The organism is Leptothrix toolikensis (SeqCode) (assembly GCF_057922285.1).
The window spans coordinates 1-13009 of the sequence record NZ_JBYSVC010000070.1; the positions used below are offsets into that span (position 1 = coordinate 1).

The 13009-nt window shown below is 59.5% G+C and carries 13 protein-coding genes; 9 read left to right on the forward strand and 4 right to left on the reverse strand.

The features are described 5' to 3' along the window. Both AC3VI7_RS10045 and AC3VI7_RS10050 read left to right on the forward strand, forming a co-directional pair. Positions 1–280, forward strand: a 280-nt coding sequence (locus AC3VI7_RS10045; RefSeq protein WP_489669770.1) for a YbbN family protein, incomplete at its 5' end; no start/stop codon positions are given. Further along, a complete protein-coding gene (locus tag AC3VI7_RS10050; protein WP_489669771.1) occupies positions 277–1284 on the forward strand; it encodes a hypothetical protein in 1008 nt (335 codons plus the stop codon). The genes AC3VI7_RS10045 and AC3VI7_RS10050, both read left to right, overlap by 4 nt. A gap of 7 nt (positions 1285–1291) precedes the next feature. Here the strand turns inward: AC3VI7_RS10050 and AC3VI7_RS10055 are convergent, their stop codons facing one another. Continuing rightward, a complete protein-coding gene (locus AC3VI7_RS10055; RefSeq protein ID WP_489669772.1) occupies positions 1292–1756 on the reverse strand; it encodes a GyrI-like domain-containing protein in 465 nt (154 codons plus the stop codon). 154 nt (positions 1757–1910) lie between these two features. Between AC3VI7_RS10055 and AC3VI7_RS10060 the strand changes: the two genes are divergently transcribed. Both AC3VI7_RS10060 and AC3VI7_RS10065 read left to right on the forward strand, forming a co-directional pair. After that, complete coding sequence (locus AC3VI7_RS10060; RefSeq protein WP_489671495.1) at positions 1911–2621, forward strand: hypothetical protein; 711 nt, start codon at positions 1911–1913, stop codon at positions 2619–2621. Between the two features lie 91 nt (positions 2622–2712). Further along, on the forward strand, positions 2713–5439 hold the full coding sequence (locus AC3VI7_RS10065) for a bifunctional diguanylate cyclase/phosphodiesterase (protein ID WP_489669774.1): 2727 nt from the start codon (positions 2713–2715) through the stop codon (positions 5437–5439). On the opposite strand, the gene AC3VI7_RS10070 is transcribed toward AC3VI7_RS10065, so the two are convergent. After that, on the reverse strand, positions 5414–6478 hold the full coding sequence (locus AC3VI7_RS10070; protein ID WP_489669775.1) for a formylglycine-generating enzyme family protein: 1065 nt from the start codon (positions 6476–6478) through the stop codon (positions 5414–5416). The genes AC3VI7_RS10065 and AC3VI7_RS10070 overlap by 26 nt on opposite strands. A gap of 36 nt (positions 6479–6514) precedes the next feature. Beyond that, positions 6515–7552, reverse strand: a complete 1038-nt coding sequence (gene bioB, locus AC3VI7_RS10075; protein WP_489669776.1) for a biotin synthase BioB — start codon at positions 7550–7552, stop codon at positions 6515–6517. A 200-nt stretch (positions 7553–7752) separates the two neighbouring features. On the opposite strand from bioB, the gene AC3VI7_RS10080 reads away from it, so the two are divergent. The 4 genes from AC3VI7_RS10080 to AC3VI7_RS10095 all read left to right on the forward strand — a co-directional run bounded on the left by AC3VI7_RS10080 (position 7753) and on the right by AC3VI7_RS10095 (position 11245). Further along, on the forward strand, positions 7753–8733 hold the full coding sequence (locus AC3VI7_RS10080) for a homoserine kinase (RefSeq protein ID WP_489669777.1): 981 nt from the start codon (positions 7753–7755) through the stop codon (positions 8731–8733). A gap of 1 nt (position 8734) precedes the next feature. Continuing rightward, entirely contained in the window at positions 8735–9538 is an 804-nt protein-coding gene (locus tag AC3VI7_RS10085) for a BPSS1780 family membrane protein (RefSeq protein ID WP_489669778.1), read from the forward strand. 124 nt (positions 9539–9662) lie between these two features. Beyond that, on the forward strand, positions 9663–9902 hold the full coding sequence (locus AC3VI7_RS10090; RefSeq protein ID WP_489669779.1) for a DUF4266 domain-containing protein: 240 nt from the start codon (positions 9663–9665) through the stop codon (positions 9900–9902). Further along, on the forward strand, positions 9893–11245 hold the full coding sequence (locus AC3VI7_RS10095; RefSeq protein WP_489669780.1) for a DUF3570 domain-containing protein: 1353 nt from the start codon (positions 9893–9895) through the stop codon (positions 11243–11245). The genes AC3VI7_RS10090 and AC3VI7_RS10095 overlap by 10 nt, the downstream gene beginning before the upstream one ends. Before the next feature lie 13 nt (positions 11246–11258). Here AC3VI7_RS10095 and rpiA read toward each other — a convergent pair whose 3' ends face one another. Beyond that, positions 11259–11918: a ribose-5-phosphate isomerase RpiA gene (rpiA, locus tag AC3VI7_RS10100; protein WP_489669781.1), complete on the reverse strand. Its 660-nt coding sequence runs from the start codon at positions 11916–11918 to the stop codon at positions 11259–11261. Between the two features lie 35 nt (positions 11919–11953). On the opposite strand from rpiA, the gene AC3VI7_RS10105 reads away from it, so the two are divergent. Next, positions 11954–12991 carry a quinone-dependent dihydroorotate dehydrogenase gene (locus AC3VI7_RS10105; protein WP_489669782.1) on the forward strand — a complete coding sequence of 346 codons (1038 nt, stop codon included), beginning with the start codon at positions 11954–11956 and terminating at the stop codon, positions 12989–12991. Positions 12992–13009 lie beyond the last annotated feature (18 nt).

Genomic DNA, 13009 nt, shown 5'->3' on the forward strand with positions numbered 1-13009 from the left:
CAGTTACCGCCAAACCTTCGACGATTTGGGGCGTGAATTCGGGGGGCAGGCACGCTTTGTCTGGCTGGATGTGGAAGACGATGAAGAGGCGCTGGGCCACATCGATGTGGTCAATTTCCCCACCCTGCTGATCGCCCACGGGCTGGATGCTCGCTTCTTCGGTCCGGTCACACCCCACGCCCAAACCGCCCGTCAACTCATCCAGCGCGGTCTACAAGGCAGCTTGGGTCAGGTGGAAGATGCGGCACTGAGCGAGCTACTGCGGGCGCTACAGTCATGAAGATGTACAGCAACGAAGACTTGGATGCAGCCGTTAGAGCAGGGGTGATGGGCGAGGAGATCGCGGCGGCGTTTCGGGCGCATGTGGCGCAGAGGCGATCAGCGTGGGCAGCGGATGAAGAGCATTTTCGGCTGATCACCGGCTTCAACGATCTGTTTGTGGTGATCGCCTGCTTGCTGCTGTTGGCCTCGGTGGCTTGGATCGGGGGCAGCGTGGTGCCGTGGTTGGGTGCTTTTGCGGTCGCAACGGCGTCGTGGGGCTTGGCAGAATTCTTTACGCGCAAGCGCCGCATGGCGCTGCCGGCGATCGTGCTGCTCTTGAGCTTTGTGGCCGGTCTTTTCGGGGCCATCGGCATGTTGGGCGAGAAATCAGAGCAGGTTTTCTTGGTGGCTTGGGCGGTGGCGGGTGCCGGGGCATGGCTGCATTGGTGGCGTTTTCGGGTACCGATCACGGTGGCGGCGGGCGCAGCCACGGGGATAGGCTGGGTGGCAGCGTTGCTCTTTGCCTTGATTCCCAACGCCAAAGACTGGATCTTGGCGATGTCGTTGAGCGCGGGCATCGTCGTCTTTGCGCTGGCCATGGTGTGGGACGGCTTGGACCCCCTGCGACAAACCCGCAAATCGGACGTCGCCTTCTGGCTGCACCTCTTGGCCGCGCCCCTCTTGGTGCATCCCTTCTTTGCGGTGATGGGCGTCTTGAACACGCCCGACGCCCAAACCAGCGTGTGGCAAGCCGTGGCGGTGGTGGCGCTCTACCTCGTGTTGGCCTTGACGTCGCTGTGCATTGACCGCCGCGCTTTGATGATTTCAGCGCTGGCCTACGTGCTCTACACCTTCGACGACTTGCTCAAGCACTACGGTGTGGTCAGCCTCGGTTTTGCCCTCACGGCGCTCGTGATCGGCTCAGGGCTGCTGTTGCTCTCGGCGTTTTGGCATCCGGCGCGACGCTTTGTGCTGCGCTTTGTCCCGGCCCCCCTGCGCCAACGACTGGTGCCCTGCCCCTGACAAGCCCTCAGATCACCAGCGGCAGATTGAACTCGGTGCGCCAGTCCTCGGGATCGGGGCTGATGTCAGGGCCGGTGAGATAGATCTCCCAAAGATCAGGGCCGAGGGTATGGCCTTGGGCGATGGCCCACGTGCGGAAGTGACCCCACGCCGCCCCCAAGCCTTCATAGGGGCCGCGATAGATCGTCCGGGCCACGGTGGTGGCGGGCAAAAGCCCCGGTTTGACACGGCCTTGAGGCGCGATAGGCGCAGTCACGGGGACGCTGATTTCGAAATCAAACCAGTCGGGCTCCATGCACAAGTGATGCGAAAACCACGGGCCAGCGGGCGTGATGCCTTGGGCTTTGAGGGTGGTCATCAGCTCGGCAATGCCAGGGCCCATGTGCTCACGGATCTGATCTCGCGGGATGCGCAGCGCAATCACAGCGGTGATCTGCGCATCGGTGCGCGTGATAAAGGGTGTGTCGATCATGGCGGGGCTCCTGAGGGGTACATAGGTCGGCGGTGATTTTGCGATCAGAATGCACGGACTCGTTCACGATGAGCCGTCCTCGCCTACCCGAGCCGAGCATGATGCCGTCTAAAAATTGCCCGTGGATATGAAGAACTACACCGCCCTTCTCTGCATGACGGTTTTGGCCTTGCTCAACGCCTGTGCCACACCCACGCCCCCCGCCCACCTGATCATTCCCAGCGATCTCAGCAGCCACGCCGAGGGGGTGGATAGCGGCTACAGCACCAGCAACGTCGCAGCGAGCTGGCCTCGGACCCGCGACTTCATGGTGGTGAGCCCCGCTCAACTGGAAAAGGCGCAGCAAAAATCCAGCTTTACCCAGCACGCTCCTGAGCAGCTAAGCGCCGAAGTGCTCACCATGACCACCTTTCGCCATGCCAGTTTCCACTGGATCAATGGCGCACTGGCCAGCGATGTCACATCAACAACCACCTTTGCCGGCAGCATCACCCCAATCCGCAGCGCCCCCCATGCGCCGGCCTTCAAGTCCTTGAGTGGCATCCTCAACAACGGCGAATTTGCTTGGGAATTCGTGATCAGCCACCCCGAGGGCGGGGCCAACGAGCCTGCTGAAAGCGGCATGGTTCAAGACATTCTGGGCAACCAGATCTTGATTCGGGCTTTGCGCCAACTTGAAAATCAACCGCCCAGCCCGCGCAATCTGGGTTTTGAATACCTGCAAAACGGTCACCCTATTGGCGCGCTTTCGCTGTTTGAGGAGCGCAAGGTTTGGCTGCGCAGTGACCTCAGCCCCGAGCTCAAACTGATGCTTAGCAGCCTGTCGAGTGCGCTGCTGATGCGGCAAAGCTTGCAAGCACGCTAGGGTCATGACCAAGGCTGCGGCCGCGACTGAGCCGCTTCGGTGGCCCCGCCTCCTCGCTATCTCTGGCGGGGTTTTTTTGCTTTGGGCGCTCATGGCTTGGTGGCTGGCCAGTGCCTACCGGGATCGACAGATCTCGCAAACCATCGCCACCGAGCAAGCACAAATCGAGCGGCTGGGCCAAGGTGCCGCCACCAGCGTGCGCCGCATTCTGTCGCTGCGGGGCACCGGGGTGGCCATCACTATGGCCGAGAATGGCTTTATCCGCGACAGCGTGCTGGCTCTGCGCCACGACCGGCGGGTGGCTCGACTCAGTGCCGAGGCACGCAAGGAGCAATTACCCCACCATCCGACCCTCCAGAAGCTGCGCCAATACTTGGTGCTGGCCGCGACCCAGTTTCAACTCTCCTCGCTCTGGGTGGGGGACGCCAACGGGGACTGCATCGCCTCCGGCCGCCAAGATGTGGGTAATGCCTGTATCGGCACCAACTACGCAGATCGTTTTGTCTTTCAAGAAGCGCGCGCCGGCCGCAGCAATTACCAATTCGCGGTCGGCCGTCTGACCGGCATCGGCGGCCTTTTTTTCGCCGCCCCGATTCAGGACCAAGGGCAATTTATCGGCTTTGTGGTGGCCAAGATCGATATGCCGGATCTGGCCTCGTGGATCAATCAAACCAAAGCCTTCGTCTCGGACCGCTATGGCGTGATCGTGCTGGCCTACGACAAGGCTTGGGAAATGAGCACCTTGCCCGGGGCCTCCATCCATCATCTGACCGCCTTGCAGCGCCGGCAGACCTACAAACGCGAGGTTTTCACCGAGCTCGCTGTGCAACACTGGCCGACCAAGATGCCTGGTCTTCCTGAGGGAATGCTCTGGCAAATCAAACCCGATCCGACCCCGCATCTGATGCACAACGTGGCGTTGCAGGACTACAACCTGAACCTCACGTTCATGACCGCGTTGCCCCAACTGGCCACGCTGCAACAGCAAAGTCAGACTTTTTTTGGGCTCTTGGTCCTGATCGGCGCGTTGGGTGTCGGCATCGGTGCCAGCCTGAGTTCGTACTTGGGCTCGATTCGCCGCTCACGCAGCGTGCTGTTGGGTCAAAAAGAACGTCTCGACGAGGCGCAACACCTCGCTCACTTGGGCAGCTGGGAGCTGGACCTGAGCACCGATGTGCTGAATTGGTCCGAAGAAACCGGCCACATCTGTGAGATCAGCGCCTTGCCACCGGATGCGGGCTACGCCTTCTTCCTCTCGCTGGTTCACCCCGAAGATCGCCCGGGGGTTGATCAGGCCTATCAGGAGGCCTTATTGCAGCGCACGCCGTATCACCAGACCCATCGACTCTTACTGGCCGATGGCCGCAGTCGATTCGTTGAAAGCCGTTGCGAAACGCGCTTCGATGCCACGGGGCTCGCTCTACGCTCCATCGGCACGATGCAAGACGTTTCCGAGCGCAAGGCGGCTGAAGAAGAGATCCATACCTTGGCGTTTTTCGACCCACTCACCAAGCTGCCCAACCGTCGGCTGCTGCTGGACCGCCTGCGGCAATGCGTCAACGACCCCGCCCAGTCGCCCAGCATGCACCGGGCACTGCTGTTTCTGGATCTGGACAACTTCAAGACGCTCAACGACACCTTGGGCCACGATGTGGGCGACCGCATGCTCATGGACGTGGCGGATCGTCTGCGTCAGAGCGTCCATGCCAGCGACACCATCTCGCGCCTCGGGGGCGATGAGTTCGTGATTCTGCTGGGGCATTTGAGCGAATCGGTCGAAGAGGCCGCCGCCCAAGCCGCTGTGATCGGCGATCAACTCATCACGCGCTTGGCAGAACCCTATGTGCTGGGCAGCCACATCCACCGCAGCAGCGCGAGCTTGGGCGTGACCTTGTTTTGCGGCAATACCGTATCGGTCGATGAAATCCTCAAGCGCGCCGACATGGCGATGTACCAAGCCAAATCAGCTGGGCGCAACACGCTGCGCTTCTTCGATCCCACCTTGCAAGCCGGACTCAACGCCCGCTTGCGTATGGAGCAAGACCTGTACCGCGACTTGGCCCAGCGTGAGTTTTCGCTGCACTACCAGCCGCAAGTCGATGCCGAAGGCCACTGCTTGGGCGTCGAAGCGCTGGTGCGCTGGAACCACCCCCAGCGCGGCTGGATCTCGCCACTCGATTTCATCCCCATCGCCGAGGACAGCGGTCTGATCCAACCCTTGGGGACTTGGATCATGGAAACCGCCTGTCAGCAGCTGGTGCAGTGGCAGACGAACCCCTTAACAGCGGGTTTGTCGGTCTCGGTGAATGTCTCGCCGCGTCAGTTCATGCGGCCGTCTTTTGTCAGCGACATGATCAGCTTGTTGCACGCCATGCCGCTCGACCCGAACAAGCTGGTGATCGAGATCACCGAAAGCATTTTCTTGGACAACTTGGACGCGGTGGTCCTGAAGATGGCGGCGCTGCAAAAGTATGGTTTGCGTTTTTCGCTCGATGACTTCGGCACCGGCTATTCCTCGCTGTCGTACCTCAAGCGTCTGCCCTTGGAGCGGGTGAAGATCGACGCATCCTTTGTGCATGACATCCTCACCGACCCGACCGATGCCGCCATTTGCCAGGCGATCATCGTGTTGGGTCGCAGCTTAAAGCTGACCTTGGTCGCAGAAGGGGTTGAGACCAGCGGGCAGTGGCAGCTGTTGCAAAAGCAAGGCTGCCACTTGGGTCAAGGCTATTTGTTTGCCAAAGCCATGCCGGCTCCGGCGCTCCAAGACTGGTTGCTGAGTTTGCCCCGTCCTACGGCAACGTCCGTACCAGCCTGAAGCCGACCAGCTGCCCACGCACGGTGGCCGGGGCACGGTTGCGGCTGGCTGCACGCAAAAAGCTCGGGCCATCAAACCAGCTGCCGCCGCGCACAATGCGGCGCTCGTCCGCACAGCCATGCAGCCATGCACTGCCGTCGGCTGGGGCATCACGGTAGTCCGGGTGCCAGCAGTCTTGGACCCACTCCCAGACATTGCCATGCATGTCAAACAAGCCCGCGCCGTTGGATTTGTAGCTCTTGGTGGGCGCGGTATAGGGGTGCTTGTCGTTGCACTCGGCCGTCGGAATTTTCCAGTCCGGCACGCGCTCGCGGATGCTGCGGTCACCGCCATTGGCGTAGTCACACAGCAACGTGGCGCTGTCACCCTCAAAACCGTAGTTGTCCCGGTGACCAGCTCGGGCCATGTACTCCCACTCGGCTTCGCTGGGTAAGCGGTAGGCCTGATCGGTTAGCTTGCTCAGCCAGCGGGCGAAGGCTTGGGCATCTTCCCAACTGACACAAACGACCGGATCTTGATCGGTTTGCTCAAACCCCGGCTGACGCCAATCACGCGCGGGGTCTTGTTCCACTTTGGTGCCGTTCCACACCCAGCAACCGCCTTGGGTTTCATGGTGGGTGTCTTCAGCAAAGGCCGCGAACTGCGCCCGGGTCACCTCGGTTTCCATCGCCGCTAAACGGTAGCTGATGGTGACCGGATGCTGGGGGCTCTCATCCGAACTGCGGCCCAGCTCATCCAGCGGCGAGCCCATGCGAAAGTGACTGGCGGGCACTTCTACCAACCACGGGCAATCGTTGTCTTCGCAATCACGAAACCGCCGCCCTTGGGTCATGAGGGGTGGGTGCGGCGGCATTTTCAAGGGTGCCGCCGTTTTAGCCCCTTTGGCCGACTTACCCCGACCGGATTTTTTCGAGCCCTTGGATGTCTTGCTTTTGGGTTTGGCCTGTGCCGCTGGGGCGCTAAGCACCAAGGCCAGCGCACCCAAGCCCAGACTCAAGCCCATCAACAGCGGCCGAATTTTTTTCTTGAGGTTCGTCATCACAAGGCGACCTTTCATCCAAGAGTGGAAAGCTGATCAAAGCGCTGTGGTCATGCCCAGCTTATCCAACAACGCCCGGTCCCGATCAGCGTCAGGATTGCCGGTGATCAGCAGTTTCTCCCCGTAAAAAATCGAATTGGCTCCGGCCAGGAAACACAACGCCTGCACCGCTTCGCTCATGTGTTGCCGCCCCGCTGAAAGCCGCACCCGCGCTGTCGGCATGGTGATGCGAGCCACAGCGATGGTGCGTACAAATTCAAAGGCATCCAAGGCTTCGGTGCCATGCAAGGGTGTGCCCTCCACTTGCACCAGCTCATTGATCGGCACCGACTCAGGGTGAGGCTCAAGGTTGGCCAGCTGCGCCACCAAACCCGCACGATCACGCCGATTCTCACCCATGCCCACAATGCCACCGCTGCACACCGACAGCCCAGCGTCGCGCACGTGCCCGAGGGTATCGAGGCGGTCTTGGTAGTCCCGCGTCGTGATGATGTTGCCGTAGGTTTCGGGGGCCGTATCGAGGTTGTGGTTGTAGTAATCCAAACCGGCCTCTTTGAGGGAGCGCGCTTGATCACTGTTGAGCATGCCCAGCGTGCAGCACGCTTCCATGCCCAGCGACTTGATGTCGCGCACCATGTCGGCCACTTTTTCGATGTCTCGGTCCTTGGGCGCACGCCAAGCCGCACCCATGCAAAAACGCGTCGCACCCAAAGCCTGGGCGCTGCGAGCTGCGTCCATCACAGCGGTGCGTTCCATCATCTTGCTGGCCTCGACCCCGGTCTCGTGATGGGCCGACTGCGGGCAATAGCCACAATCTTCCGGACACCCCCCCGTCTTGATGGACAACAAGGTCGAGAGCTGCACTTCATTGGCGTCGAAATGCGCGCGATGCACCTGCTGGGCTTGGTACATCAGATCGTTGAAGGGCAGATTGAACAGCGCTTCGACCGCATCCACGCTCCAACGCAGCGTTGCGCAAATCTCGGTGGATGACGCCGTCAGCGGCTTGGCCACAGACTTGCCAAGGTGGAGCTTGATCGGTTGGAGGGCTTGGAGCGGTTGATTGGCATTCATCGGTTCGGATCGCAGTCGAAAAACATCATCGGTGGCCCCATCCAACAAAAACAGACTTGGGCACCCCAGAGGCGTGAGTGTGCCCCAAGACGGATGGCGCGCGACTGACAAGCTCAGCACCGAGCACGGCACGGACCCGACGGAGCCGCCGCCTACAATGGCGGCCCTTGCATGCACCGCAGCGGGTACCCCGACTGATCATGGCTGTCTTTACCCAAGTTTCCCCCGAAGAAGCCCAAGCTCTGGTCACGCGACTAGATCTTGGTCGCTTGCTTGATCTGCGCGGCATCCAAGCCGGCATTGAGAACACCAATTACTTTTTAAACACCGAACGCGACGGGCAACGTCATGCGTGGGTGTTGACGGTGTTCGAGCGCCTCAGCTTCGAGCAGCTGCCCTTCTATCTTCACTTGATGAAGCATCTGGCCGAACGCGGCATCCCGGTGCCCAACCCCCAAGCCGATGCAGCGGGTGAGTTGCTACTGCACTTACGCGACAAGCCGGCAGCGGTGGTCAACCGGCTGGCTGGGCAGCATCAACTGGCCCCAGCCGTGGCCCATTGCGAACAAGTCGGTGCCATGCTGGCGCGCATGCATGTGGCCGGACGCGACTATGCCCGGCACCAGCCCAATCTGCGCGGCCTAAGCTGGTGGGACGAAACCATCCCGACGCTGCTGCCCTTCCTTGACCCCAACCAGCGGGCGCTGATCACCTCGGAGTTGGCGTTTCAGCACAGCTTGGGCGCTTCAGCCGCCTACCACGCCCTCCCCCAAGGACCGATCCACGCCGATCTGTTTCGGGACAACGTGATGTTCGATGGCCCAGTGGGTCATGAGCGCTTGAGCGGCTTTTTCGACTTCTACTTCGCAGGCGTGGATACATGGCTGTTTGACTTGGCCGTCTGCTTGAACGACTGGTGCATTGATCTCGACACCGGACGCCTTGATGAAACCCGCGCCCAAGCCTTTGTCAGCGCCTATGACCAGGAACGAGCCTTGACCCACGACGAAATCCGCCTGCTGCCCGCCATGCTGCGGGCGGGGGCTCTGCGCTTTTGGACCTCCCGACTGTGGGATTTCCATCTGCCGCGTGAGGCCAGTTTGCTCAACGCCCACGATCCGCATCATTTCGAGCGCATCTTGCAAGAGCGCATCCAAAACCCTTGGCACTGGTTGCGCTGACATGCAACTGCGTACTGCTCCCGCTTTAGAAGGTGTGGCCTGGATGCGCTCCGGCGTGTCGTTGTTGCTGCGTCAACCCATGGCCCATTTAGCCTTGATGGGTTTCATGTTTTTTACTTTTGGTTTGTTGCTGGGGATTCAAAAAGTAGGGGCTATCGCCGTGTTGATCCTCATGCCCAGCCTCAATGCGGGCTGGGTCGCTTGCAACGCAGCCTTGCGAGAAGGCAAACTCATTTCACCACTGAGTCTCTTGGCCCCCCTGCGCAACGCGGCCAGCCGGCCCAAGCTGCTGATTTTGGGATGTTTACACGCGCTGAGCGGCCTTGCGATGCTGGCTTTTGCCGATGTGATTGACCCCGATTTTCGCCAGCACTGGGGCTTGGTGCTGCGGGATCACCCCGCCGATGACGCCTCGACCGAGGCAGCTTTCTCCGGGCTGCAATCCGGCATGGTGCTGCGACTACTCTGTCTGCTGCCCGTGGCCTTGCTGTTTTGGCACGCCCCGGTGATCCTGCATCGCCTACCCACCACCAGCGTGGCCAAAGCCCTGTTTGCCAGCGCCCTGGCCAGCCTGCGCAATCTGCGGCCTTTTGCGGTCTATCTGATGTGCTGGGTGCTCGCCGATATAGCGTTGTCCATCGTGATCGGCGTTTTGCTCTCGATGATTGGCGGGGGCTCGATCGCTGTCTTCATCATGGTGCCGGTGATGTTGCTTTTTTCAGCGGCTTTCTACACCTCCATACACGCCTGTGTGCATGGCTGCTTGTTGTTCGATGACACCAGCAATACAAGTGGCACAACTTAACAACGCAGATCCAAACTTGAGCCGCTGAACTGCTTTTTAAGATCGTGGCAATGCGTGATCGGTGCTTGGGAGGGCATGATTCGCAGCCCTTGCGATGGCCCTTACCTTAGCCCCCGACCGCACCATGAAACCTCGCCGCCTCCTTCGACCCCTTGTTTGGCTGAGTGCCATCGGCTTAGCCACTGGCCTTGGGGGATGTTCCGCTTTGGGTGTGTCCCCTTGGGAGCATGACTTGATGGCCAAGCCCTCCATGGCACTCACCACGTCGGCGCTGGATGCAGCGGCGGATGATCACACCTACTTCAGCAAGGAAGCCTCAACAGGTGGACGTGGTTTCGGTGGTGGAGGCTGCGGATGCAACTGATGACCTCCTCATCCCAAACTGTGCCCGTGCGTCGGGCCTTGGCGGCCGCCACGGCGGGTTTGCTGGGCTCGGGCTGTGGTTTGGCCGAAGCTGCGGGTTTGACGCTTCCTAATGCACCATGGCAAGTCGATTCGGCCATGTATGTTTACCAAGAAAGCGGCGGCGGGGTCGCTGCTTATGAACCGATGGTGTCGATGCATCACACCGATGCTTATGACCGCACGGTTTTTCTCAAATTGGGCTACGACGCCGTCAGCGGGGCATCCCCCACAGGCGGAGTCCCGCAAAGAGTTGACGTCTACCACGGCAGCTACACGACACCCGCTAACACCATCCCGGTCGATCCTAATTTCAAGGACCAGCGTCTGGCGGTTTCAGGCGGTATAGATCGTCCTTGGGGCTTGGATCAGCGCTTGAATCTTGGCGGGGCCGTCTCGTTTGAGGGCGACTTCAGCTCTTTTTCGGGCAATGCAGCGGTATCGCGCGAATTCAACGACAAGAACACCACCTTGAGCTACGGCTTCGGACTGGAGTACGACCAAATCAGCCCCAAAGGCGGGCCGCCAGAGGCAATGAAATCGCCCAATGCGGCGGCGGCGAGCACGGCAGCGGTACAGACCTGCACGCGGCCCTCAGGCTGCGGTGGTGGCGGCACACCGTCCAAGTCGAGAACCGTGGCGAGTGGTTTGGTGGGTGTCACCCAAGTCATGACCCGACGTTGGCTCACCCAAGTCAACTTGGGCTTGGAGTACGGCTCGGGTTATTTCAACGATCCCTACAAGATTGTTTCCGTGATCAACCCGCTCACTGCCAATACCGTCGGTGATCCTTTCATCGCGGAAGGCCGTCCCAGCAGCCGGACTCGTACCAGCTTGTTCTGGCAAAACAAAATTCACCCGTTCAGTGAAGATGTGATCGACGTTTCATATCGCTTGTACCGCGATGACTGGGGCATCACCTCGCACACGGTGGATGCACGGTACCGCTTTGAGGTGCCCGCTGCGGGGCTCTATATCGAGCCCCATTGGCGGCACTACAGTCAAAGCGCCGCTGATTTCTATCGCCCATGGCTGAACAACGGTGTTGATTACAACCTCACTACGCAACAAGCCAACGTCGCCTATGCCTCCGCTGACCGCCGTTTGGGGGCCATGAAAGCGCAGACGCTGGGCGCAAAGGTGGCGTTCGCCATGGGTGAAGGCGAGGAACTGAGCCTACGTTGGGAACGCTATACCCAAATTTCGGTTCAACCCACGGGCGGCCCAGCCTACTTTGACACTGTCAAAGCCGTGCCGGACCTGAACGCCACCCTGCTGATGGTGACGTACTCCTTCAGCTACTGAGAAATCAACGACCTCAGTAACGCAGGGTTTGTACGCCTTCAGGCGTGCTCATCAGGCACACACTGGCTTTATGGCGCGCAAAGATGCCGCAAGTGACCACACCAGGCCATTGGTTGATTTCTTGCTCCATGGCCAAGGGGTCGGTGATCTTGAGACCGCGCACGTCCAAGATCAGATTGCCGTTGTCGGTCACCACCCCTTCACGCCACGTCGGCTCGCCACCCAACTGACGCAGACGACGGGCCACTTGGGCCCGCGCCATCGGGATAACTTCCACCGGCAACGGAAAGCGCCCCAGCACCGCCACTTGCTTGGAGGCATCGACGATGCAGACAAACTGAGCGGCCATATCGGCGACGATCTTCTCGCGGGTCAACGCCGCCCCACCGCCTTTGATCATGTGGCCGTGATGATCAATTTCATCGGCACCGTCGATATAAACACTCAACGCTTCGACCTCATTGGCATCCAGCACCGCAATACCGTGAGCGCGCAGACGCTCCGTGCTTTGGATGGAACTTGAAACCGCCCCCGCAACACGGTCCTTGATCGTGGCGAGCGCATCGATGAAATGATTGACGGTGGAACCCGTACCCACACCGATGATGTTGCCGGTACCAACGTAATCGAGTGCGGCCTTGGCCACCAAGGCTTTAAGTTCGTCTTGTGTCATGGGTAAACTGCCTGAAAAAAAGGACAATTGGGATTATGAGTCTCATTCCCTACGCCCTCACCCGTCCCTTTTTGTTTGGACTTGATCCCGAACATGCCCATGAAATCACCCTGAACGCTTTAGAGCGTTGGCAAAACTCACCCCTACAAAGTTTTTGGTCCCATCCACGCGATCACGATCCCGTTCATCTTGCAGGTTTAACGTTTCCGAACCGCGTAGGCTTAGCCGCAGGGCTGGATAAAAATGGCCGCGCCATTGATGGCTTGGGAGCCATGGGTTTTGGCTTCATCGAAGTCGGCACCGTCACCCCCAAGCCGCAAACGGGCAATGCCAAACCTCGGATGTTTCGTCTACCCGAAGCCGAAGCTTTGATCAACCGTTTGGGATTCAATAACGAAGGACTGGCTAGTTTCATCGCCAATGTTCAAAAAGCCCGCACCTTCCGTGCCCAAGGGGGACTGATTGGACTGAACATTGGCAAAAATGCCACCACGCCGATTGAAAATGCCACGGATGATTATTTGATCGGTCTGGCAGGTGTCTACGGGCATGCCGACTACATCACGATCAATATCTCCAGCCCCAATACCGCCAATTTGCGCCAATTGCAAAGCGATGAAGCCTTGGATCACCTGCTGGGTGCTCTTCAAGACCGTCGATGCAACCTGGAGCAGCAACATAAACGGCGTGTGCCTATTTTTGTCAAGATTGCCCCAGACTTGGACGATACCCAAGTGCAGGTGATTGCTGCAACCTTGAAGAAAAACCAGATCGATGGTGTTATTGCCACCAACACCACCATTGCACGCGATGCCGTGATAGGCATGCCACATGCTAACGAAACCGGCGGATTATCAGGTCGGCCTGTTTTTGAACGCAGCAACGAAGTGATTCGTAAACTGCGTAGCAGTCTAGGCCCAACATTCCCGATCATCGGTGTCGGTGGGATTCTCAGTGCCGAAGATGCCTTGATCAAACGCATAGCCGGTGCAGACTTGGTCCAGATCTATACAGGGCTAATCTACAAAGGTCCCAAGCTGGTGAAAGAAGTTTCCAGCGCCTTGATGAAATAACTTTCCCTGCAAAAAGCC

What these genes read in the sequence shown, in the direction of transcription:
- AC3VI7_RS10065 (WP_489669774.1), top strand. Translation starts at nt 2,713, where the DNA reads ATGGCTTGGTGGCTGGCCAGTGCCTACCGGGATCGACAGATCTCGCAA.
- bioB (WP_489669776.1), bottom strand. Translation starts at nt 7,552, where the DNA reads ATGAATGCCAATCAACCGCTCCAAGCCCTCCAACCGATCAAGCTCCAC.
- AC3VI7_RS10095 (WP_489669780.1), top strand. Translation starts at nt 9,893, where the DNA reads ATGCAACTGATGACCTCCTCATCCCAAACTGTGCCCGTGCGTCGGGCC.
- rpiA (WP_489669781.1), bottom strand. Translation starts at nt 11,918, where the DNA reads ATGACACAAGACGAACTTAAAGCCTTGGTGGCCAAGGCCGCACTCGAT.
- AC3VI7_RS10085 (WP_489669778.1), top strand. Translation starts at nt 8,735, where the DNA reads ATGCAACTGCGTACTGCTCCCGCTTTAGAAGGTGTGGCCTGGATGCGC.
- AC3VI7_RS10090 (WP_489669779.1), top strand. Translation starts at nt 9,663, where the DNA reads ATGAAACCTCGCCGCCTCCTTCGACCCCTTGTTTGGCTGAGTGCCATC.
- AC3VI7_RS10050 (WP_489669771.1), top strand. Translation starts at nt 277, where the DNA reads ATGAAGATGTACAGCAACGAAGACTTGGATGCAGCCGTTAGAGCAGGG.
- AC3VI7_RS10060 (WP_489671495.1), top strand. Translation starts at nt 1,911, where the DNA reads ATGACGGTTTTGGCCTTGCTCAACGCCTGTGCCACACCCACGCCCCCC.
- AC3VI7_RS10070 (WP_489669775.1), bottom strand. Translation starts at nt 6,478, where the DNA reads ATGACGAACCTCAAGAAAAAAATTCGGCCGCTGTTGATGGGCTTGAGT.
- AC3VI7_RS10055 (WP_489669772.1), bottom strand. Translation starts at nt 1,756, where the DNA reads ATGATCGACACACCCTTTATCACGCGCACCGATGCGCAGATCACCGCT.
- AC3VI7_RS10080 (WP_489669777.1), top strand. Translation starts at nt 7,753, where the DNA reads ATGGCTGTCTTTACCCAAGTTTCCCCCGAAGAAGCCCAAGCTCTGGTC.
- AC3VI7_RS10105 (WP_489669782.1), top strand. Translation starts at nt 11,954, where the DNA reads ATGAGTCTCATTCCCTACGCCCTCACCCGTCCCTTTTTGTTTGGACTT.